This is a genomic window from Qipengyuania triglochinis, from assembly GCF_054655615.1.
In genome coordinates this window covers 695,804-718,078 of the sequence record NZ_BAAHND010000002.1, presented here as the reverse complement: position 1 = coordinate 718,078, position 22,275 = coordinate 695,804, and the positions used below count along the sequence as shown (strand labels likewise).

Below are 22,275 nucleotides of genomic sequence, written 5' to 3'. Positions count from 1 at the left end.
TATGACGGCGCTGGGGATGCCATCAGGCATAGTGTCGGCCACGGGTTCGACACCGGAGGGCATGCCCCTCTCGCACAATCGCGCGCCCAAGGAATGTCTCCAGCCCTGGATCGCACGGCTTGGGGTAACTGCCGTTACCCTGCCCGAAGGCCAGAGCATATCCTGCGGGGCATTCACCGAATTTCCCGTGATCCGGGTGATCTACGGAGCCACGTGGACAGCCGCCACGGCCAGCGGGCTGAAGACGTTCGAGCCCGGATCAGATGGTCTGGCGCTGTATTTCGGACCCTTCACGAAGAAGATGGAGCTGAGCGCCTACGGCAGCTTCAAGGTGGTCTCTATCAATTTAGCGCCCGGCGGAATGGGGGATTTGGGCCTGCCCGATCCGGGCAGTGTGACCGACGAGGTAATGCTGCTCGACAGCGCCATCGGCGAACACGCGCCGGTCCCCGATCTTGCCCCTGACGACGATGCTACGGTCTGGATCGGCAGCGTGGAAGACCATATCGCCACCGAGATCGCGAAGGCCGATCCATCGCGCCCGCCCTCCATCGTGGAGGATTTCGAGACTTTGTGCCTGACCGATCCGGGGGCCTCGCTCGATGATTTCGCCGATGCCCATCGCATTACGCGGCGCACGCTGGAGCGGGTGATCGGGCGTGAATTCGGCGTTTCACCGCGCTTTGCCATGCGGCGCGCGCGGGCGCTCGACATGGCAGCGGCGCTGCTCAACATCGCCATGGAGGATGAAGAGGCCGAAATGCACCTGCGCTATTTCGATCAGTCGCACCTCACGCGTGAGATGCATCAGTTTTTCGGCACGACGCCGGGCAAGCTGAAGAAAGGCCCCAACCCGCTGCTGCGGATCAATCTGGAAATCCGCCAGTCGCGGCGACTGGAAATGCTGGAGCGGCTGGGCTGCGATGAACCGCGCCCGTGGCGGGACCCGGAGGCCGAACCGCGCTGAGCGGTCCGGTCCCCGTCTCCATGCCAGCTTAATCGAAGAGCGAGCTTACCGAGCTTTCATCGGCAATACGGCGTACCGCTTCGCCGATCAGCGGGGCGATCGGCAGAATGCGGACCTTGGCCGAATCGCGGACGGCATCGGTGGGCCGGATCGAATCGGTGATGACCAGTTCTTTCAGCGAGGAACCATCGACGCGGGCAACAGCACCGCCCGACAGGACGCCATGCGTGATATAAGCCGCGACCGAAGCTGCGCCCTGATCGAGCAGGGCCTGCGCGGCGTTGCACAGCGTGCCGCCCGAATCGACGATATCGTCGATCAGGATGCAGTGGCGGCCGGATACTTCGCCGATGATGTTCATCACTTCGCTTTCGCCCGGACGATCGCGGCGCTTGTCGACGATGGCGAGCGGCGCATTGTCGAGCCGCTTGGCCAGCGCGCGGGCACGCACCACGCCGCCCACGTCGGGGCTGACGACCATCAGATCCTGATCGCCGTACCGCGCCTGGATGTCCGCCGCCATGACCGGCGCAGCAAAGAGGTTGTCGGTCGGGATGTCGAAGAAGCCCTGGATCTGGCCGGCGTGCAGATCGACCGCCAGCACGCGGTCGGCACCGGCTTCGGTGATCAGGTTCGCCACCAGCTTGGCCGAGATCGGCGTACGCGGGCCGGGCTTGCGGTCCTGCCGGGCGTAACCGAAATAGGGAACCACTGCGGTGATGCGGCGGGCCGATGCGCGCTTCAGCGCATCGATGCAGATCAGCAGTTCCATCAGATTGTCATTGGCCGGGAAGCTGGTCGACTGGACGACGAACACATCCTCGCCGCGCACGTTCTCGTGGATTTCGACGAAGATTTCCTCGTCGGCAAAACGCCGCACCTGGGCATCGACGAGAGGCATTTCGAGATAACCTGCAATCGCGCGGGCAAGCGGCAGGTTCGAATTGGCGGCCATGATCTTCATTGGGACGAATCCTTGGGCATTTGCTGCGGTCGGCCCGCACTAGAGCGCTGACCCCAAAACGCAACAATTGGCAGGCGTGCGGTTGGGGGATAGGCCGCCCGGCAAGCAGGCAGGCGGCGCGCCCCCGACCGGCTCAGACGCGGTGTTCGCCCTTGATCCAGCGCACGGTGCCGCTGGATGCGCGCATCACCACGCTTTCGGTCGTCATCGTGCCGCCGCGGCGATATTTCACGCCTTCGAGCAGGCTGCCGCTGGTCACGCCGGTGGCGGCGAAGATGCAGTCGCCGCGCACCAGATCGTCGCGCGTGTAGATACGGTCGAGATCCTCGATCCCCCATTTGCGCGCGCGGGCCTTTTCGTCATCGTTGCGGAAGACGAGCCGGCCGTTGAACTGGCCGCCGACGCAGCGCAGCGCTGCTGCGGCCAGCACGCCTTCGGGGGCGCCGCCCTGCCCCATATACATGTCGATCGTGGTGTCTTCATCGGTCACCGCGATCACGCCCGCCACATCGCCATCGCCGATCAGCACCACGCCGCAGCCCAGCCCGCGCAGTTCGGCGATCAGGTCCGAATGCCGGGGACGATCGAGCACGCAGACGATGATGTCGGACGGCTTCACGCCCTTGGCCTCGGCCACGGCCGTCACATTCTCGCTGGGCGTCTTGGCCAGACTGATGATCCCGTCGGGATAGCCGGGGCCGACCGCAATCTTGTCCATATAAACGTCGGGCGCGTTGAGCAGGCAGCCTTCTGCCGCTGCTGCCAGCACGGCCAGCGAATTCGGCCCTGCCTTGGCGGTGATGGTGGTACCTTCCAGCGGGTCCAGCGCGATGTCGATCTTCGGACCCTTGCCCGGCGCGCCGCCCACCTTTTCGCCAATGAACAGCATCGGGGCCTCGTCACGCTCGCCCTCGCCGATGACCACGGTGCCATCCATGTAAAGCGTGTCGAACGCCTCGCGCATGGCTTCCACGGCGGCGGCATCGGCGGCCTTCTCGTCGCCCCGCCCGATAAGCTTCGACGCCGCCACTGCGGCAGCTTCGGTCACGCGGACCATTTCGAGCACGAGAACACGGTCGAGCGGGTTCGAAGAAGGCGAGTTCATCAGGAGTTCATTCCTTTGGCCGGAGGTGCGATGGGCGGATTGGGTTTCGTGAAATCGTATGCGCGGCGGATAGCCAGAGAGGGGTGGAATGTCGAGACTGGGGCTTTGGGCACTGGGCTTTCCCCTGTTCGTCATTGGTGCGCAGCCGATAATCGCCCAGACGTTGCCGCCCGCGCAGACCGGGCGGCCGCCGGGAAAAATCGACATCCGGGTCGATACGACACCCGAAGCCGGGACCTATGAAGATTGCGAAGAGGATCAGGACGCCGCGATCATCACCGGAGAGATTATCGTCTGCCGCAAGCGGACCGGCGATGAGAATCGCCTCTATGACAAGGAAACCGCCGAGCGGCGCCATGCGGAAGAGACGGCGTTCAAAAAGGACCCGAAGGCCCCCGATTTCATTTCCGACTGCCAAGATCAAGGGTGGCCTCCCGGATGCATGCGCATGGGGAAAGTGCCCCCGCCAGCCTATCTGATCGACTTCAGCAAATTGCCCGAGACGCCGCCGGGATCGGATGCGGACCGGATCGGGCGCGGGCTTGCGCCGCGCGGCAACAGTACTGGCACGGTCACGCCGCCGCCCGCTCCGGAGCAGGGGCAGCAGGACAATGCCGAGGTGCTTGGCCTGCCGCCGCCGCTCGAGGCGGACGGGGTCAGTCGCTCAGGATCGGCATCACCAGAGGACGCGCCGTCAGGCTAGGCGATCCGTCGAGCAGGTCGAGCGCCTTGCTCACGCAGCGCTCGGGCCCCTCATGCGTGACCATCGCCACCTGCACATCGCCGCCATCCTTGTCGCGCCCGCGCTGGATCAGGCTCTCGATCGAGACATCGGCATCGCGCATGGCGGCGGTAATTTCGGCCAGCACCCCCGGCCGGTCAGCCACGGTAAAGCGGATATAGTCGCGCCCTATGCGCGTGCCGGGATCTGCCGGCGCGCACTGGACGAGGCTGGTCGTCGGCACGGAGAACGGCGCCCCGCTCTGCCCCCGCGCAATGTCGATAAGGTCGGCCACCACGGCGCTGGCCGTCGGCTTGTCGCCCGCGCCTGCCCCTTGGAAAAGAAGCCGCCCGGAAAAGTCGCCTTCGGCCACCACCGCATTGGTCGGCCCCGTCACTGCCGCCAGCGGATGGCGGAACGGCACCAGGCACGGCCGCACACGCTGGAGCAGGCGGCAATCCTCGCCCTCGCCCACCAGCGCCGCGATCCCGACCAGCCGGATGACATAGCCCAGCGTATCGGCCTGCTGGATATCGCTGGCCCGGACCTGCGTGATGCCTTCGGTCTTCACATTGGGGAAATCGATCGTCGTGCCGAAGCCGATGGCGGCCAGGATCGCCAGCTTGTGCGCCGCATCCACACCCTCGATATCGAAGGCCGGATCGGCTTCGGCATAGCCCTTATCCTGCGCGGCGGAGAGCATCTCGTCGAAATCCGCGCCGGTCTGCTCCATCTCGGACAGGACGTAATTGCAGGTGCCGTTGAGGATGCCGTAAATCCGCGTCAGCGCATTGGCAGCGGTCCCCTCGCGCAGGCCCTTGAGCACGGGAATACCGCCCGCAACCGCCGCTTCGAAAGCGAAGGGCGCATTGTGGATCGCCGCCGCTTCGGCCAGCTCCAGCCCATGGTGGGCGACCATTGCCTTATTCGCAGTGACCAGCCCCTTGCCAGCATCGAAAGCCGAACGAGCCAGTGTCAGCGCCGGACCATCGGACCCGCCGACCAGTTCCACCACCACATCGACATCCTGCCGCTGCGCCATGGCCTGCATATCGTCGACCCAGGCATAGGGCGACAGGTCCACACCGCGATCCTTGCCGCGTTCACGCGCGGAAACGGCAACGATCTCGATCGGCCGCCCGGCACGCGCCGCGATCATGTCGCTATTGGTTTCGATCAGGCGGATCACGCCCGCGCCAACTGTGCCGAGCCCGGCAATTGCGATTCTCAGCGCATCAGCCATGATCGGCACCCTGTATATAAGAGCCAAGGGCTTCGCCCCGCTGGTTCAGCAGGAGGGCGGGCGGATCAATGTCATCACGAAAGCATATCATGGCCGGGGGCCTAGCGCATGGCCCCGCCATTCGTGAACCAGTTTGTCTTCGGCCCGCCTAAGCTGCGCATTCAAAGCGAGCGTTCGCACGCCCCCAACTGCTGGATGACGAACGCATAGTCGCGACTGGCAATTTCCCTTGCCCGCGTGTCACGCGACAGGTTCGCTTCGCCGGGAAGGGCTGCCGGCAGGCTGCAGGCCAGTCGGTACCATTCGACGGTATTTTTCTGCGGCGGACGTGCGGACTGGTCGACGATCTCGGTCCAGGAAACACCCCAGCGCGGCTGCTGATTGGGGCGTCGGACGACCGTAATAGAAACCGGCTCGTTATTCTCCGTGTCGAGGAAAAGCTGGGTTTCCGATTCGCCCGTCAGCGCACCTTCGACAGCGAGAGCGTCTGCAATGCGGGTGATCCGGGGCGGTGCATCCGCGGCGACGAGCGATGCCAGAACAGGCCTCAGGCGCGCCTCCAGCTCCGGAGTATAGGGCTGTTGCGCGTTCGGCCCCGTCAGCTGAAGGGAACCTGGCTTGCCCGGGACGCTGCGCGCGAAAAGCAGGACCTCTTGCTTCTTCAGCTTGGGAACCTTGCCCTTCTGCGTGAGCGGGACATCGACCAGATAGGTCAGTTCCTTGCCGAGCGGCACGTTGCCCGAAAGCAGGGCAACCGTCTCTGCCTCGATGAACAGCCGGACGTGATTGGGCGCAAGCCCGGGCGCACGCTCGGGCTTCAGCGCGACCTGGTCCGTAATCCTGGCGCGAACCACGAGCGGCGAACCGTCCGCCAGATCGACGACGTCTGCATACGTAAGCATGGTCGATCCGGTGTCCTGAGCGAATCCCGGAGTGGCAAGCGCTAGAAAAGCAACTGCACCCAGCAAAGGTTTATTGAACGAATACAAAAGCAGACCTTCCGAAAATTCCTGTCGGTGACACAATCTTGCAAACCAATCGAAGTAATTATCCGTTCCCTTCACACAAGGCCGTGAATCGGCGCTTAACCGATAAAGCGTTTGCTCCACATGTCCTGCAACGCTAAGGGGTGCGGCAGGACTGTGCTAATGATACAATATTGCCGGAACGTTGCCTTTTGCGACGTTATCGGGAACAAGCTCAGCCATACGCCATCGTACCTAGAACGGGATCGCGAAGGTGTTACACGGAATGCGGCGTCGGGGATACGGGCTGGTGTCCACCCCCACGGCGTCGAAGAATGGCCCGATGCAGATCGGGCGGACACGATGGAGTGATGCAACCGAATGGCTTATGCTGACCAACAGATGAGTGGGAATCGCGTCGTCGCGATCATCATCGTTGCCATTATCCACATTGCCCTCGGTTACTTGCTCATCACAGGTCTCGCTATTGATGCGGTGAAGAATGTGGTTGAGCGCGTAACAACGATCGACGTGGAAGAACCCCCACCACCGCCAGAGCCGGAAGACGAACCGCCGCCGCCGCCGGAAGATATTCCGGAGCCGACGAGCCCGCCTCCGCCGGTTTCGCCGCCGCCGCCGATGAATATTTCACCGGCACCGCCGACGATCCGGACAACTCCGACGATTCCGCCGCCGGCTCCGCCGACGCTTCGGATCCCGCCGCCAGCTCCGCCGGCACCGCCGGCTCCTCCGGCTCCGCCGCCCGCTCCTTCGAAGGCTCGTGGCGCATCGCCTGACGGTCTGAACCGGTGGGCTGCACGAATCCAGGGTGACTACCCCTCCAGCGCGCTTCGTCGCGAAGAGTCGGGAACGGTCTCCATGCGTATCACGATCGGATCAAACGGGCGCGTGGAAGCCTGCTCGGTTACCGGCAGCTCGGGTTCGAGTGCGCTCGACGACGCGGCCTGCCGCGGCATGCAGCGTTACGCTCGGTACAATCCGGCTCTCAACGCAGCCGGGGACCCGATCTCGTCTACCACTACTCAATCGATCCGTTACGTGCTGCCCGATTAGGGACATCGGCAGCTTAAAAACGTCTATTTCAAGAGGATAATCCGCTATGTTTTTCACACTTCTCGCTGCTGGGGCTGAAGCTCCCAAGAGCTCTTTCGGCTTCCTTCAGGCGATGGAAGAAGGCGGCCCCGTCGCCTGGTCGATCCTTGCTGTCATGATCATCATGTCGGTCGGTTCGTTCTACATCCTGTTCACCAAGTTCTTCGAACAGCGTAAGGTCATGAGCCAGTACAAGGATGTTCGCGGCGGCTTCTGGCGTGCAAACAGCCTCAAGGAAGGTTCGACCAAGCTCGAAAAGAACAGCGCATGGCGCCAGCTGGTAGACGACGCTGTCGCTGCCGAAGAAAAGCATGCCAAGCTCAACGACAGCCTCGAAGCCCACGACTGGCTGCACGGCTCGCTCGAGCGTTCGGAGCACGCCATCATGGCGAAGCTCAACGGCGGCCTGCCCTTCCTGGCAACCGTTGGTGCTACCGCACCGTTCGTCGGTCTGCTCGGTACGGTTATCGGTATCTACCGCGCTCTGATCAACATCGGCATGGCCGGCTCGGCATCGATCGACAAGGTCGCTGGCCCGGTCGGTGAAGCACTCATCATGACCGCCATCGGTCTGCTGGTCGCAGTTCCTGCCGTGTTCGCCTACAACTGGCTGCAGAGCCGCAACCGCCGCATCGCCGACATGATGGGCGGCTTCTCGACCGACCTGCTTGCAAACATCAACTCGAACGGCGCGATCAAGCCGGCGACGATGACTGCCACTTCGACGCAGGCTTCGGGCAAGGCCGCTGCTGGCCGCACCACCACCACGGCGACCACGCCTGCTGCCGGTGCGACCACCACCACCACCACGACCAAGCGCTAAGCAGGGCACGCGGGCGGTTCGCGCCGCCCGCGTCCTTCGCGTCAATCGTGTGAAATTGAATACGGATAGGATGTAAATATGGCGATCCAGATGGGAGGCGGGGCAGACTCGCCGATGTCAGACATCAACACCACTCCGCTCGTGGACGTGATGCTGGTGCTTCTGATCATCTTCCTGATCGCGGTTCCGGTCGCGATCCAGACCATCGAGCAGCTGGAAATTCCGGTGATCGAATCGGTCGAATCGAAGGATAAGGTCGAAAACCTCCTCCTGACGGTCAGCACCAGCGACGAAGCGGGCCGGAGCGCCGGCGATACCGGCTACACCGGTGCCTCGCGCACTGGCGAATGCCGCGTTTATTTCAACAACCTCACCCCGGTAACTTCCGAAGAGCTTTATGATCAGGCGTTCGAACGCCTCGACACCATCGTCCAGCGCGCTGGTGGTCCGGAAGAGATCATGAACGATCCGGAGAAAATTCCCCAGGTCCACATCCGCGGCGACGTCAATGCGCCCTGGTCCTGCGTTGCAGGGGCGATCTACAACGTCCAGGCTGCCGGTTATCCGATCGTCGGCTTCATTTCGAACCCGATCGATCCCAACGCCTGAGCGCATTTCGCGACGGCCCCGGACAAGAATTCAGGAGTAAACGACCATGGCAATGGCAGGCGGCAAGGATGATGGCGCCCCAATGATGGACATGAACATGACGCCGTTGATCGACGTCCTGCTCGTGCTTCTCATCATGTTCATCATCACCATTCCGATCGCGACCCACTCGGTCGATATCGACCTTCCGCAACCCAACCCGAACCCGCCTCCGGTGGATGTCGAGCCAGACAAGAACAAGCTTGTTCTTACGCAGGACGACCGGATGCTCTGGAACGGCGAGGAAATCCAGATGGGCGACCTCGTCAACCTTCTCGAGCAGTCGACCCGGATCAACCCGGAACCGGAACTGCAGTTCGAACCGGAAGCTCTCGCCAGCTACGACCTTTCAGCCAGCGTGCTTCAGGTCATCAAGGCGAGCGGCGTTTCGAAGTTCGGATTTGTCGGCAACGAACGGTACCGCACCTTCGGCAAGGCCGGAATGCAGTAAGGCTTCGGCAAAATAAAACAGCGAAAGGGGGCGGAGCAATCTGCCCCCTTTTTCTTTGGCAGGCAGAGGTTCGCGGCCGAAGTGGCCTCCTCTAGGTCAGCCCCTCATCCTCGATCTCTGTGACGCGCATTGCGGCGCTGGCGAGGTCTTCCGCTTCCAGCAGCAGCTCGTCATCGACCGAACCTTGCGGCGTCGCCTCCCGGCCGATCATGACCATGACCGGCACCGCCAGCGGGCTGACCCGGTCGAGTTCGACGTGAACCAATTGTCGGGCCGAACGGTCCAGCAGATCTCCCAGACGCCCCACATCGGTCATACGCGTACGCGCGTCCGCCCAGGCAGCTTCGAGCAGGACATGATCCGGTTCGTATTTCCGCAGGACGTCATAAATGAGGTCAGTCGAGAAGGTGACCTGCTTGCCAGTCTTGCGTTTTCCCGGATGCTGTCGTTCTACCAGGCCACCGATGACCGCCACCTCACGGAATGCACGGCGCAGTAGGTGGGAATTCTGGACCCACTCCAGAAACTCGTCCTGCAAGATGTCTGGTGAAAGCAGCGGGGCTGGATCCGGCACCGGTTTGAGGCCCCATACGGCAAGCGAATAGTCATTCGCCACGAAACCTCCGGGCAGGAGCCCCCTGTCCTCCATCCGCCGCGTAATGAGCATCCCGAGGCTCTGGTTCGCGTTCCAGCCTTCGAATGTATAGTAGACGCTGTAGTGACGCTTGGCGTGCGGGAAACTCTCGACCAGAAGCTGGCCGGGCCCCGGCATTTGGCTGCGCCAGTCCTGCACCTCCAGCCATTCGCGCACATCATCGGGGAAACGCGCCCAGCCCGCCCGATCCACCAGCATGGTCCGCACACGTTCGGCCAGATGGGTCGTCAGCGGCATTCGCTGGCCGCCATAGCTTGGGATCATCGCGTTGGAAGTCGCCGCTTTGACCAGCACTTCCATATCCTGAAGCTTGACGACTTCGAGACTCATCCCGGCGAAGGCGAAGGTATCTCCGGGAGAAAGGGAGGCAGCAAACCGCTCCTCGATCTTGCCGAGACTGCGCCCGCCCCGCCCCCGACCCGAAGTAATGCGCACCTCCAGCATTTCGCTGTCGATAATGATCCCCGCGTTCAGTCTATGCCGCGCCGCCTGATCCGGATGGGTAAGGCGCCACACGCCTTCCTTGTCGCGGACGATGCGTTTGAATTTGTCGTAAGCCTTGAGCGAATAGCCCCCCGTCGCGACAAAGATCAGAACCCGGTCCCATGCTTCCTTGTCCACCCAGGCATATGAAAGGCTGGAGCGTATCTCGCCCAGCAGGGCATCTTCTTTAAAAGGTCCCGCGCACGCACAGGCCATCACATGCTGGGCGAGCACGTCCAAGCCCCCTGGGCGGAAATCCTCCCCGTCACGCTGTCCCTCGTCGACAGCCTCCTTGGCTGCCGTGGCCTCGAGGAATTCGAAACGGTTGCCCGGCACCAGCAAGGCGCGGCTTGGCTGGTCGAGCCTGTGGTTGGCCCTCCCGATCCGCTGCAGCAGGCGCGACGAGCCTTTTGGCGCCCCCATCTGGACCACGAGATCGATGTCGCCCCAGTCCACACCCAGATCGAGACTGGCCGTCGCGACAAGAGCCCGCAACTCTCCCCGCGCCATTGCTCCCTCCACCTTTCGGCGCGCTTCTTTCGAAAGCGATCCGTGGTGAATGCCGATCGGCAAATTGTCCTCGTTCACATCCCACAGGTTCTGAAAGATATATTCCGCAAGGAACCTTGTATTGGTGAACACCAGAGTGGTCTGGTTACGCCGGATTTCTTCATAGAGCTGGGGGATCGCCCATGTGGCGGCGTGCCCGCCCCAAGGAACGCGCTCCTCTTCGGGAAGCAGGATTTCGACTTCGGCCCGTGCGCCCTCCTCGCCCTCTACCAGAGCGACGCTGTCGATTTCTCCCCACGGTGCCAACCATTCGCGAAAGGCCTCCGGGGACGCCACTGTCGCCGAAAGTGCCGCACGCTGGAGATCGGGAGCGATCGCTTGCAACCGCGAGAGAGCGAGCGCCAGCAGATCACCACGCTTGCCGGTGGCGAAGGCATGAACCTCGTCGATTACGATCCGCTTCAGGCCAGCGAACATATGAAGGCTGTCGGGATAGGACAGCAGCAGCGAAAGGCTCTCTGGCGTCGTTAGCAAGACATTGGGCGGCTTCGACCGCTGGCGTTTCTTGCGATCGGACGGCGTATCCCCGCTCCGCGTCTCCACCGTGATGGGTAAGCCCATCTCTTCCACCGGGGTCAGCAGATTGCGCTGGACGTCGTGCGCGAGTGCCTTGAGAGGCGAGACATACAGCGTGTGCAGTCCCTCGGGCGGACTGTTCCTGCTGCGCGAGGGCGCGAATGCCGCCAGCGTGGGCAAGAAGCCGGCCAGCGTCTTGCCAGCACCGGTGTCCGCTACAAGGAGGCTGTGCCGGCCTGCATCGCTAGCCGAAAGCATATCCGTCTGATGCCGACGTATTCGCCAGCCCCGGCCCGCGAACCAGTCGGAAATTTCAGAAGGAACGATGGTTTGCATCTCTGCTCAAGCGATACAGGGAGAAGCCGGTTCCCCCCAGCGAGAGCCAAGGACCCCGTCCTTAGTCGACCATGCCAGTCTCGTCGGAAGCCATAGGCCGTGGCGGCCTGATTACTTCGGACAAATCTTCAGGCTCAATCCCCAGCAATTCGGCCAGCCGCTGACGCTGGGCCGCCGTCAGATCCGAATAGGCGGCTTCCTTGGGGAGGTTCGCCATCGATTCCTCCATCGCCGTTTCGATATTACCGAAGCTGCTCATCATCGCCGGCAGCGCTTTCATGCTCGCCTGCATGACCTGCGGATCGGAAAACAACGCCATCGACTCCTTGGCATAAACACTTCCCGTCGGCGTGGCGAAAAATGTGGCGATATCGGCCAATTGGTTGTCATCGAAGCGGACAGCATAGGCTTTGGACAATCCCTCGCGCATGGGATCTTCCATGACAGCGAACATGCCACCCATCTTTTCCGTCATAACGCCGATGATGGCATCGACCCGCTGATCGAACGCCGGATCGAGCATGGCGGAAATTTCAGCCTGTTCTGCTTCGGTCAGTTGACCGATCGCTTCTTCATCCAGATCGAGGCGCGCCGACAGGATAATCTCGGGCGATGAGAACATCGTCATCATGGGCCGCATCATCTTGTCGACGATGTCGGCCATCATGGTTCCGTAAAAACCGTCGGGCATCATCGCCCCGACCACGGCCTGCGCCGCCGGCAGCCGGGCTTCCTGTTCTGCAGTCAAAGGATCCGCCACGAAGAGATTGCTCATCATGGAAGAGATTTCTTCGAGCCGCTGCTGCGAGACTTCTTCTGTTGCCGCCCCGGTCTGCGCTTGCGCAGCGAGAGGCGTGGCCACGAGAGCTGCGCCACACGCAGCCGCGTATACAAAACTTCGCATATTCAAACCCCCTCTGAAACTTCGAGATCAGTGCCCTACGCTTTCGCCACGCTCCAGACCCGAAAGCTTCAGCTGTTCGTCGATCTGCGCCATCAAACGAGAAAGCCCATCCTCGCTATCGCTTTCGGCGCGAGCCACCAGGACATCCTGTGTGTTCGATGCGCGCAACAGCCACCAGCCGTCCACCGTGTTCACGCGTACTCCGTCGGTGCCGTTAACGTCCGCATCGGTGCCCGAGAGCCGCTGCTTGACCTCTTCGATCGCTGCGAATTTCCGGCTCTCGTCGACCTGGAAACGCATCTCGGGCGTGTTGATCATCTGCGGCATATCGCTCCGCAATTGCGTCACCGATTTTCCGAGGCGGGCGGATGCCGCCATCAGACGCACACCGGCGTAGAGTGCATCGTCGAAGCCGTAATATTCATCGGCGAAGAAGACGTGGCCACTCATTTCCCCGGCTAGCGGCGATCCGGTTTCCTTCATCTTTGATTTGATAAGCGAATGGCCGGTCTTCCACATCAGCGGCTTCCCACCGCAAGCGTCGACATGATCGTAAAGCGCCCGGCTTGCCTTCACATCGGCAATGATCGTCGCGCCCTTGCGCGTCCGAAGCAGGTCCTCGGCGTAAATCATGAGGAGCTGATCCCCCCAGATCACGCGGCCTTCGCCGTCTATCGCACCGATGCGGTCTCCGTCGCCATCGAATGCCACGCCGAAATCGAGCGATTTCTCGGCGACCAGCGCGCGCAGATCTGCAAGGTTTTCTTCTACAGTCGGGTCGGGATGATGATTGGGGAAGCCGCCATCGACTTCTGTAAAGAGCAGGTGATGTTCGCCAGGAAGCTTTGCAACAAGCTTTTCGAGAGCTGGCCCGGCCGCGCCATTGCCCGCATCCCATCCGATCCGCATTCCGGCTAGAACCGAGCGGTCGATGCCGTCGATCGCTTGCACCAAGCGCTCGACATATTCATCGAGAATATCCCGTTTTTCTACGTCCCCGGCGCCATCGGTCCACTCGCCAGCCTCGGACAGTCTGCCCAGCTCCTGAATGTCGCTGCCAAAGAACGGGCGGCCCTGAAAGACCATCTTGAAGCCGTTGTAGTTAGGCGGATTGTGACTACCGGTGATCTGGATGCCGCCGTGTATGTCCTCGTCGCTGGCTTCCGCATAATAGAGCATGGGTGTGGCGCCGAGACCGATCCTGACGGTGTCACAACCACTCGCCGTAAGCCCTTCGACCAGCCCATGCTCGAGCATGGGCGAAGACCGCCTACCATCGTAACCCACTGCAACCCGGCTACCGCCCTGCTCGCGAAGCATCGACCCGAATGTCCTGCCGATCGCCCGGGCGTCGTCGGCGCCGAGTGTCTCACCGATAATCCCCCGTATGTCATATTCACGAAGGACAGTTGGATCGAATGCATGGCTCATCGGGGAGGCTCCGGAATTTCGTAAGGTAGATCGTCTAACAGAAGATCACGGGCTGCATTGAGTTCCTGCATCTGCGCCTTACTGCCCCCTCGATCAGGGTGGGCAAGTGCTGCCATGCGGCGATGTGCCTCGCGGATATCCTTGTGGTCGGCCTTGGCGGATACGTTGAGCAGCTTGCGTGCACGGAAGATCGCCTGGCTCCGCGTGGCGGGAGCGCGAAGGTAATCCCACGGCCATTTCCCGAGCGCCCAGCGGCACAGGAACGTTAGGCCTATGGCCAGGACGAGCAGCTTGATCATGCGTCGACCTTTTCCGCAGGAGCCGTGGATTTTTGATTGTGGGGAAACCTCAAAGCAGCCATGAGCTGGCGTAATTCCTGGCGGGCCACCAGATGACTGGTGCCCAGATCGCCCAAATGGCCCTTGTCGAGCAGAGTGAGACCCGAGGGGAAAAGTTCGCGATAGATCACGCGTTCCGAAAGACCCTGCGTAACCCGGAATCCGACCCGCTTCGACATTTCGCCAAGCGCCTGTTCGATCCGGCTGCGGTTGCGTGCTTCGGTGTGACCGGTGCGGTTGCGCACGACAACCCAATCCATTTCGGCGCGACCTTCCTCGATCGCCTTGCGGCTGCGTTTGATCCGCGCTTCCCAGATCAGTTCGGCATAGAAAGACAGTTTGCGTACCTTGAAATTCTCGCCCTCGACCTGACCGATCAGATCGAAATCCACGAAGCTGTCGTTCATGGGAGTGACGAGCGTATCGGCGTTAGTGGCGGCAAACCGCGCCAGGGGATCATCGCGGCCCGGCGTATCTATGATGATGAAATCGGCGTCACCCGCATGGCGTTGCAGAATCTCGCCGAATTCATCGTCCGGAATCGGAGGAATGGTATGACATTCGATCGTCGGCAGATCGATTTCGCGTCGCTGCATCGTCTCGGCCCGGTTTTCGATATAGCGGGCAAAGGTGCGCTGACGGTGATCCAGATCGAAACCGACCACCCTCGCCCCGCGATAGGCCAGGGCGATTGCCACATGAACCGCCGTCGTCGATTTTCCTGTCCCGCCCTTTTCGTTGGCGAAGGTAATCCAATGGGGGCCGGTCTGGGGCAAAGTGTTTCGCTCTTCTTCTCGTTGTATTCGATGCCGCTGCAAGGTTAGGGCAACTCTCCTGAAACCATAATCTAGGGGAGTCGGTGTTGCAAATCGCTCGCACACTGGAAATGTTGAGGAAATCCCTGACCGCTTTGCGGGCAGATGGCCAGACTGTTGCGCTCGTCCCAACTATGGGGGCATTGCATGAAGGCCATCTGACGCTCGTCCGCAGGGCGAAAGCGCAGGCCGATCATGTCGTCGTGTCGATTTTCGTTAATCCTCGCCAGTTCGGCGCCGGGGAAGATCTCGATGCCTACCCGCGTCAGCTGGAGCGCGATGCGCAACTTCTGGAGGACGAGGGTGTCTCACTGGTTTGGGCACCGGCGCCGCAGGAAGTCTATCCGGAAGGCTACGCCACGAATATCTCGGTCGCTGGGGTCAGCGAGGGATTGTGCGGCGCAGACCGTCCTGGGCACTTCGACGGCGTGGCTACCGTCGTCTGCAAGCTGTTCAATCAGGTCACGCCCGACATGGCGTTTTTCGGCGAGAAGGACTGGCAGCAGCTGGCTGTCATCCGGCGCATGGCGCGCGACCTTGATCTAAACTGGCCGCATGTGGATGCCATTTACGGTGTTCCGATTGTCCGCGAGAAGGACGGCCTCGCGATGAGCAGTCGTAACGCTTATCTTTCGCCGGAACAGCGGCAAGAGGCGGCCGCGCTCCCTCGAGCCATGAAAGCAGCGATCATTAAGCTGTCAGAAGGCGGAGCGCCGGATCGCTTGCTCGAGGATATGCGGCAGGATTTGCTCGCGAGCGGATTTGATAGCGTCGATTACGCGGAACTCCGGGATGCCGATAGCTTGGCGCCCCTAGCGTCAGACAACGGCAATGCCCGTCTCTTTGTCGCTGCCAGGATCGGCGGCACTCGCCTGATCGACAATATGGAAATTTAGTGGAGCGAGCCACCGCTTCGTGAAGCTACGCTTATCGGCAGGTCGAACGAAACGCGCTTTCGCGAGCGAAATCCGGTTCTGTAGGGAAGTTGGAGCGGGTAAGGGGAATCGAACCCCTCTAGCCAGCTTGGAAGGCTGGAGCATTACCACTATGCTATACCCGCGTCGCGGAGGAGGGCAGATGCCTTCCTCCGCCAGATTCGTCAACCTGTCATTGCGTGGTTTTTGCGGTCGCCTTGGGCTTTGGAGCTGCCGACGGAGGCGCACTCGCCGAAGTTTCGGGCATGCTGAGCGTTTCAATCAGGGTTTGCTCCCTAGCGTTGCTCTCCCCGGTTTCGACAGTCAATTCCACCCGGCGGTTGGCAGCACGCCCTTCTTCATTTGGGGTGCCATCCGGAAGTGCGTTGGGCTCGATAGGGTTTTGCTCGCCAAATGCGATCACTTCGATCCGCTCTTCCGCGATACCGCCATCGACGAGAAATTCCTTCACCGCATCCGCGAGATCGCGTGACCTTTCGACATTTGCCTCGTCATCACCGGACGAATCCGAATGGCCCCGCAGGATGATTGCGCCACCCGACGCGACCTGAGGGGAGCGCAGGACCGTTGCGAGCTCCGCCCGAACCGCCTCGGTAAGATCGGAGGTACCATCCGCAAACGGCAGGACTGTTTCCAGCGGGGGAAGCGTCTCGGTCGGGAGCATGGAGTCCGCTGCGGTCGGCTCTTCCTGGAAGATGGAACGGGGCGTGTCGGCCTGGGTAGGTTCAGGTTCAGGTTCATCGCGTTCGACCTTGCAAGCCGTCAGTCCGAACAAACCTGCGACACTCAGGCCCGTCGCTGCCAGTTTCAATGTTGCCCTCATGTCGTCTGCACCCCCTGCTTTTTCCCGGCCTTCTTTGCAGCCTTCTCTTCCGCGGTCCTGGTCTGCGGTGGCGAGAAACTTAGAATGACATCGCCTGCACGCGGTTCGGGCCGCGCGGCATGCGTGAAGAAACGGATATTTCCATTGTCCCGAACCAGCAGCAACATATTGGCTGCATCGGGCAGTTTTTCCTGCATTTTTTCGAAATCGAACTCTTCCGACAAGCGCGTCTTGCGGAATACCCATCCCTGGCGCTGACGCTCGCTGACGTCCTCGACGCCGAAGCCGCTTTCGAACAGCGCCCTTCCCCGAAGGCTTTCCGGAAGCGAGTGGCGGTCTTCGCCATCCGCGCTCTCGCCCAACTGAAACACACTGTCGCGGCCGATTTCATGAGCGAATTCGTTGCAGACGAGTGCGTTATAGGCCTCGTTCTCGGTGGCCGCGACGAGATTTTGATAGGGGGCCAGTTCGAGATTGTGTTCCGTCGCCTCGTTCAGGATTTCCCCGTGATAGGTCGGTATCCCCTTCTGGCGGGCCAGGGCGAGGCGCTGCCAGCTCGGGTCCACCACCATGACCGGGGCCTTCATGTCCTGCATCTGCTCGGCCAATGCGACAGTCCATGGTGTGCTGCCCACTACCAGGATGCCGGGCCTGGTCGTGCCCTTCACCTTCAAAAGCTTGGCGACGAAGTCGGCAGTGAACCCGTGCGCCACGATGGTTACGACGACCACGGCGAAGCTCAGCCCGATCAGGAGATTACCGTCGCTGAAGCCGAGGTCGGAAAGCCGGAGTGCGAACAGGCCGGAAATCGCCACGAGAACGATCCCGCGCGGCGCAATCCAGGCGAGGAAAAGCCGCTCGTTCCAAGGTATGTTGCTGCCCAGGAGGCTGAGAAGAATAGTCGCAGGCCGGACCAGGAACAGTAGCGCCAGCAGGAACCACGCGATGGGCCAGTTGATGTAGCGAATATCTTCAATGCTGAGCGATGCAGACAGCAGGATGAAGATTCCGGACACGAGGAGAACCGCGATATTCTCCTTGAAGGGATGGATTGACCGCAGGCTCGTCACGTTCATGTTGGCCAGCGCCACGCCCATCACGGTAACTGCGACAAGCCCTGCCTCATGTTCGATGAGGTTCGAGATGACGAACACACCGATCACAGCGGTAAGCAGCACAGGGACCTTGAGGTATTCTGGCACGGCACCGCGGGGGAAAGACCAGGCAATTGCCAGCGCGGCGACATAGCCGATCAGGCCGGCGATTATGGCGGCGATGATAAGGGGCGGGACGACTTCGAACAGGGTCGCACCGGGTTGCTCGGCCACCTTGCGGAAGTATTCATAGGCAATCACCGCGCAGAGTGCGCCGGTGGGATCGTTGACGATCGCTTCCCACTTCAAAATCGAAGCGGGGCGCGATTTGATCGAGCTTTGGCGCAATAGCGGAATCACGACGGTAGGCCCGGTTACCACAAGGATGCCACCGAAAAGGATCGCGACTTCAGGGGCCAGGCCAGCGATATAGATGCCAGCGAGAGCGCCGAATAACCAACCCAGCGCAACCCCGATGGTCGCAAGGCGACCGACGGCGCTCCCCGTATGGCGAAGCTCACGGAAATCGAGGCTCAAACCACCTTCAAACAGTATGAGCGCAACCCCGATGGCGACCATCGGTTCGAGCAGCCCCCCGAACGCGTGTTCTGGATCGAAGACCCCAAGAACTGGTCCCGCCAGAAAACCAGCGATCAGCATCAGGACGATGGCAGGAAGCCCCGTCCGCCACGCAAGCCATTGCGCGCCGATGCCGAGTATGCCCACCAAGGCTATTACCAGTGTTTGTTCCATGCCCCTCGTCGCGTTTCGCCCGATTGGCGGGCCGCCCGGGCCTACAATGCCCTAGGTCGAAACTTTATCCAAGGATCGACAGGAAAAAGGTCAATCGCCTTCAAATTGCATAAGAGCTGCAACCGTGATCCCGCGGTCTTTGAGCTTCTCCGCGCCGCCGAGATCGGGAAGATCAATAACGAAGATAGCGTCGGCGACGCGGGCGCCGGCTTCCCGAAGGAGCTGCGCAGTCGCGCACGCCGTACCGCCGGTAGCCAGAAGATCATCGACGATCGCTACTTTCTGCTCCCGCTCCACAGTCGTCGGATCCATTTCGAGCCGGTCGGCACCGTATTCGAGCGCATAATCGATACCAATCGTCTCGCAGGGGAGCTTCCCGGGCTTCCGAATGGGAAGGAACGGCAAACCGAGCTTCGACGCGACCGACGCACCGAAAATAAAACCGCGCGCTTCCATTCCCGCGATGGCCTCTGCTTCCGAGGCTTGGACCCGATCAGCCAACCAATCCACGGTTGTGGCAAAGCCCTCCCCATGAGCGATCAAAGTGGTGATGTCGCGAAACTGGATTCCAGAAACCGGGAAGTCAGGAATGGTGCGCACGAGCGATTTCAATTGCGTCGGTGTGATCGGCTTTCTCCCTCAAACGAGAACGCCCCTCCCATCGCTTGGATGGAAGGGGCGTTCGAGAAGTGGATAAGCGGTTGGCTTATTTCTTGCGCTTCAATGCCGACCAGATCTGGCGCTTTGACATGTAGGCCAGCACGGTTGCGAAGAGCAGGAAGATCAGTACCGGCCAACCGGTCTGCTTGCGCTTCACCAGGGTCGGTTCGGCAGTCCATGTCAGGAACGCCGCGACGTCCGTGGACATCTGTTCGACAGTCGCCTCGGTCCCATCATCATACGTAACCTGACCTGCGCTCGTAAGCGGCGGAGCCATCGCGAGATTGAGGTTCGGGAAGTACGGGTTGTGGTGAAGGCCCGGGGCCGGCGCAGCTTCGGGATGCTCTTCCAGAAGCTCAGCTGACGGCTCCTGATAGCCTGTAAGAAGCGAAGCCACGTAATTAGTCCCGTCACCGCGAGCTTTCGTGATCAGCGAAAGATCCGGCGGAATGGCGTTGTTGTTCGCCGCCGCAGCCGCAACCGCATTGGGATAAGGCGACGGGAAATAGTCGGTCGGAAGCCCGGCACGTGTAGTCGCTTCACCCGTATTGGGATCGATGCCCGGGACCTGCTTCGAAGCGGCAAACGCCTTTACCTGGCCTTCAGAATAGCCGAGTTGTTCGAGATCGCGGAAAGCGACGAACTTGAGGCTGTGACAAGCCGAGCAAACTTCGTTGTAGACTTTCAGGCCCCGCTGAAGCTGGGCCTGATCCCATTTGCCGAACGGTCCGTTGAAGGAATAGTCGATGTCACGCGGATGCTCGTAGGGCAGATGGCCCGGAGCTTCTTCGGTGGCGGCGTTATAGGCACCGACAAGGAAGCCCCACAGGACGGCGACGGCAAAGCCGAGACCGACGAGGATGGCAACAAGGCGGACGCTGAGAAGCTTGGTCATGGATCTCTCGTTACTCGCTTAGACGGCCGGCGACGTGTGTTCGCCTTTGACCATCTTCTTGTCCGAGCCGAGGACGGCTTCGGTGATCGAATAGGGCAGCGGTTCGGGTTTCTCGACGCTCGAGATGATCGGGAGGATCACCAGGAAGTGGAGGAAGTAGTATGCCGTCGCGAGCTGGCTGAGCATCACGTAAGGCTCTTCTGCCGGGGCACCGCCGCAGATGAACAGGACGATCATCGTCGGGATGAGGCCGAACCAGAAGAACTTGCGGAACAGCGGACGGTAATGGCCACTGCGCACCGGCGATTTGTCGAGCCAGGGCAGGAAGAACCACAGCAGGATGGACGAGAACATCGCGAGGACGCCCATCAGCTTCGCCGGGACGAAGAAGAAGTCCACCGTGAAGGCACGCAGGATCGCATAGAACGGCCAGAAGTACCATTCGGGCACGATGTGCGCGGGGGTCGAGAGCGGGTTCGCTTCGATGTAGTTATCCGGATGGCCAAGCGCGTTGGGCAGGAAGAAGACCAGCGCGAAATAGGCCAGGAGTGCGATGCCGAGACCGAAGCCGTCCTTCGCCGTGTAATACGGGTGGAAAGGTACGGTATCGCTTTCGCTCTTCACTTCGACGCCGGTCGGGTTGGACGAGCCGGGAATGTGCAGCGCCCAGATGTGCAGAATGACGACACCTGCAATTACGAAGGGCAGCAGGAAGTGCAGGCTGAAGAAACGGTTCAGCGCAGCGTTATCGGGAGCAAAACCGCCGAGCAGCCAGACCTGAATGGGCTCGCCGACGAGCGGGATAGCGCCGAACAGGCCGGTGATAACCTTGGCACCCCAGAAGCTCATCTGTCCCCATGGGAGAACGTAACCCATGAAGGCAGTAGCCATCATGAGCAGGAAGATGACGACGCCGAGCAGCCAGATCATTTCCCGCGGAGCCTTGTAGCTTGAATAGAACAAGCCGCGGAAGATGTGCAGGTAGACGACGATGAAGAAGAAGCTCGCGCCATTGGCGTGAGCATAGCGCATCATCCAGCCCCAGTTGACGTCACGCATGATGTGTTCGGTCGTGGCGAAGGCAACCTGCGCGTTCGCCGCATAGTGCATGGCAAGCACAACACCGGTGACGATCTGTACCATCAGGAAGAAACCGGCGAGAACGCCGAAATTCCAGAAATAGGAAAGGTTGCGCGGAACCGGATAACCGGCGCCGACAGCGTTGTAGACGAGGCGCGGAAGCGGCAGTTTCTCGTCGAGGAACTTGGTCAACCCGTTGGTGGGTTCGTACTGGCGTGCCCAGGGAAAGCTCATGTCTTAGTCTCTCGTCTTATAGCTCAGCCGACCTGGATGACCGTATCCGAGGTGAATTCATATTCCGGCACTTCGAGGTTCGCCGGCGCCGGACCTTTGCGGATGCGCCCGGCGGTGTCGTAATGCGAACCGTGACAGGGGCAGAAGTAGCCTCCGAATTCGCCCTTCACTTCGCCTTCGGCAGCGCCCAAGGGCACACAACCGAGGTGGGTGCAGACACCCATGGTGACGAGCATGTCACGGTGACCTTCCTTCGTACGTTCTTCCAGCGTCTGCGGATCGCGAAGCGAGGATGCGGGGACCGCATTCGCCGCCTGGATTTCTGCCTGGGTCAGGCGACGCACGAAAAGCGGCTGTTTGCGGAACACGGCCTTGATAGCCTGCCCTGGCTCGATCGCGGACACATCGACTTCGGTCGAGCTTGCAGCAAGAACGTCTTTCGAGGGAGCCATTTGCGATACCAGCGGATAAACCACTGCGAGACCGCCGATACCGGCAGCACTGATTGCAGCGATATCGAGAAAGTCGCGCCGACGGATACCGTCTTCGCTTGTCGTCACCGTCTCGGGAGTAGCGGTTGCAGTCGTGTCTGCCATCAGCGCCTTGCCTTGCCTGCCTTAGCTTACCACGCCGGATGGCGCGGGAATTGTTGCGATCCACATGCCGGATGAGGCCGAATGCCAGCGCCAAGGAAAGATGCGCGAATGCCCCCGGTATATCCGGTTTGGTCGCGCCTCTAGCCGCTATGCGGCC

At 61.2% G+C, this 22,275-nt stretch carries 22 protein-coding genes and 1 tRNA gene; 7 read left to right on the top strand and 16 right to left on the bottom strand.

Annotation, left to right across the window (positions count from 1 at the left end; translation table 11 throughout):
• Position 1: 1 nt before the first annotated feature.
• Positions 2–967 carry a helix-turn-helix domain-containing protein gene (locus tag ACYQ0G_RS09630; protein ID WP_460102002.1) on the top strand — a complete coding sequence of 322 codons (966 nt, stop codon included), beginning with the start codon at positions 2–4 and terminating at the stop codon, positions 965–967.
• A 28-nt stretch (positions 968–995) separates the two neighbouring features.
• On the opposite strand, the gene ACYQ0G_RS09625 is transcribed toward ACYQ0G_RS09630, so the two are convergent.
• Positions 996–1,931 carry a ribose-phosphate pyrophosphokinase gene (locus ACYQ0G_RS09625; RefSeq protein ID WP_460102000.1) on the bottom strand — a complete coding sequence of 312 codons (936 nt, stop codon included), beginning with the start codon at positions 1,929–1,931 and terminating at the stop codon, positions 996–998.
• A gap of 133 nt (positions 1,932–2,064) precedes the next feature.
• On the bottom strand, positions 2,065–3,036 hold the full coding sequence (gene glpX / locus ACYQ0G_RS09620) for a class II fructose-bisphosphatase (protein ID WP_460101998.1): 972 nt from the start codon (positions 3,034–3,036) through the stop codon (positions 2,065–2,067).
• Positions 3,037–3,124: 88 nt separating this feature from the next.
• Between glpX and ACYQ0G_RS09615 the strand changes: the two genes are divergently transcribed.
• Entirely contained in the window at positions 3,125–3,739 is a 615-nt protein-coding gene (locus ACYQ0G_RS09615; protein ID WP_460101996.1) for a hypothetical protein, read from the top strand.
• Here ACYQ0G_RS09615 and ACYQ0G_RS09610 read toward each other — a convergent pair.
• Together ACYQ0G_RS09610 and ACYQ0G_RS09605 are read right to left on the bottom strand one after the other, a co-directional pair.
• Complete coding sequence (locus tag ACYQ0G_RS09610; protein ID WP_460101994.1) at positions 3,693–5,000, bottom strand: homoserine dehydrogenase; 1,308 nt, start codon at positions 4,998–5,000, stop codon at positions 3,693–3,695. The two genes, ACYQ0G_RS09615 and ACYQ0G_RS09610, sit on opposite strands and share 47 nt — an antisense overlap.
• A 161-nt stretch (positions 5,001–5,161) precedes the next feature.
• Entirely contained in the window at positions 5,162–5,902 is a 741-nt protein-coding gene (locus ACYQ0G_RS09605; protein WP_460101992.1) for a hypothetical protein, read from the bottom strand.
• 444 nt (positions 5,903–6,346) lie between these two features.
• Between ACYQ0G_RS09605 and ACYQ0G_RS09600 the strand changes: the two genes are divergently transcribed.
• The 4 genes from ACYQ0G_RS09600 to ACYQ0G_RS09585 all read left to right on the top strand — a co-directional run bounded on the left by ACYQ0G_RS09600 (position 6,347) and on the right by ACYQ0G_RS09585 (position 9,000).
• On the top strand, positions 6,347–7,039 hold the full coding sequence (locus tag ACYQ0G_RS09600) for an energy transducer TonB (protein WP_460101990.1): 693 nt from the start codon (positions 6,347–6,349) through the stop codon (positions 7,037–7,039).
• Positions 7,040–7,085: 46 nt separating this feature from the next.
• Positions 7,086–7,901, top strand: coding sequence for a MotA/TolQ/ExbB proton channel family protein (locus tag ACYQ0G_RS09595; RefSeq protein ID WP_460101988.1), 816 nt, complete (start codon positions 7,086–7,088; stop codon positions 7,899–7,901).
• Between the two features lie 78 nt (positions 7,902–7,979).
• Positions 7,980–8,510, top strand: coding sequence for an ExbD/TolR family protein (locus ACYQ0G_RS09590; RefSeq protein WP_460101986.1), 531 nt, complete (start codon positions 7,980–7,982; stop codon positions 8,508–8,510).
• Between the two features lie 46 nt (positions 8,511–8,556).
• The gene (locus ACYQ0G_RS09585) at positions 8,557–9,000 is read left to right on the top strand and encodes an ExbD/TolR family protein (protein WP_221543694.1); all 444 of its coding nucleotides are present in this window, start codon (positions 8,557–8,559) and stop codon (positions 8,998–9,000) included.
• 91 nt (positions 9,001–9,091) lie between these two features.
• Here the strand turns inward: ACYQ0G_RS09585 and ACYQ0G_RS09580 are convergent, their stop codons facing one another.
• From ACYQ0G_RS09580 to ACYQ0G_RS09560, 5 genes are all read right to left on the bottom strand, one after another.
• Entirely contained in the window at positions 9,092–11,560 is a 2,469-nt protein-coding gene (locus ACYQ0G_RS09580) for a ligase-associated DNA damage response DEXH box helicase (RefSeq protein WP_460101984.1), read from the bottom strand.
• A gap of 61 nt (positions 11,561–11,621) precedes the next feature.
• Positions 11,622–12,464, bottom strand: a complete 843-nt coding sequence (locus tag ACYQ0G_RS09575) for a DUF2059 domain-containing protein (protein WP_460101982.1) — start codon at positions 12,462–12,464, stop codon at positions 11,622–11,624.
• Between the two features lie 27 nt (positions 12,465–12,491).
• Complete coding sequence (gene pgmG, locus ACYQ0G_RS09570; RefSeq protein ID WP_460101980.1) at positions 12,492–13,895, bottom strand: phosphoglucomutase/phosphomannomutase PgmG; 1,404 nt, start codon at positions 13,893–13,895, stop codon at positions 12,492–12,494.
• Positions 13,892–14,194 carry a J domain-containing protein gene (locus tag ACYQ0G_RS09565; protein WP_460101979.1) on the bottom strand — a complete coding sequence of 101 codons (303 nt, stop codon included), beginning with the start codon at positions 14,192–14,194 and terminating at the stop codon, positions 13,892–13,894. Before ACYQ0G_RS09565 ends, pgmG begins: the two co-directional genes overlap by 4 nt.
• Positions 14,191–15,009, bottom strand: coding sequence for a division plane positioning ATPase MipZ (locus ACYQ0G_RS09560; RefSeq protein WP_460101977.1), 819 nt, complete (start codon positions 15,007–15,009; stop codon positions 14,191–14,193). Before ACYQ0G_RS09560 ends, ACYQ0G_RS09565 begins: the two co-directional genes overlap by 4 nt.
• An 86-nt stretch (positions 15,010–15,095) precedes the next feature.
• On the opposite strand from ACYQ0G_RS09560, the gene panC reads away from it, so the two are divergent.
• Positions 15,096–15,944, top strand: coding sequence for a pantoate--beta-alanine ligase (gene panC, locus ACYQ0G_RS09555; protein WP_460101975.1), 849 nt, complete (start codon positions 15,096–15,098; stop codon positions 15,942–15,944).
• A 90-nt stretch (positions 15,945–16,034) separates the two neighbouring features.
• Here panC and ACYQ0G_RS09550 read toward each other — a convergent pair.
• From ACYQ0G_RS09550 to petA, 7 genes are all read right to left on the bottom strand, one after another.
• Positions 16,035–16,108 (bottom strand) — tRNA-Gly (locus ACYQ0G_RS09550).
• 47 nt (positions 16,109–16,155) lie between these two features.
• Positions 16,156–16,806 (bottom strand): OmpA family protein, encoded by a 651-nt coding sequence (locus tag ACYQ0G_RS09545; protein WP_460101973.1) that lies wholly within the window; start codon positions 16,804–16,806, stop codon positions 16,156–16,158.
• Positions 16,803–18,653 carry a cation:proton antiporter gene (locus ACYQ0G_RS09540; RefSeq protein ID WP_460101972.1) on the bottom strand — a complete coding sequence of 617 codons (1,851 nt, stop codon included), beginning with the start codon at positions 18,651–18,653 and terminating at the stop codon, positions 16,803–16,805. The genes ACYQ0G_RS09545 and ACYQ0G_RS09540 overlap by 4 nt, the downstream gene beginning before the upstream one ends.
• 90 nt (positions 18,654–18,743) lie before the next feature.
• Positions 18,744–19,280 (bottom strand): adenine phosphoribosyltransferase, encoded by a 537-nt coding sequence (locus tag ACYQ0G_RS09535; RefSeq protein WP_460102833.1) that lies wholly within the window; start codon positions 19,278–19,280, stop codon positions 18,744–18,746.
• Positions 19,281–19,359: 79 nt separating this feature from the next.
• Complete coding sequence (locus ACYQ0G_RS09530; RefSeq protein WP_460101970.1) at positions 19,360–20,208, bottom strand: cytochrome c1; 849 nt, start codon at positions 20,206–20,208, stop codon at positions 19,360–19,362.
• 18 nt (positions 20,209–20,226) lie between these two features.
• Positions 20,227–21,522, bottom strand: a complete 1,296-nt coding sequence (locus tag ACYQ0G_RS09525; protein ID WP_460101968.1) for a cytochrome b — start codon at positions 21,520–21,522, stop codon at positions 20,227–20,229.
• 23 nt (positions 21,523–21,545) lie between these two features.
• Positions 21,546–22,118: a ubiquinol-cytochrome c reductase iron-sulfur subunit gene (gene petA, locus ACYQ0G_RS09520; protein WP_460101967.1), complete on the bottom strand. Its 573-nt coding sequence runs from the start codon at positions 22,116–22,118 to the stop codon at positions 21,546–21,548.
• Positions 22,119–22,275 lie beyond the last annotated feature (157 nt).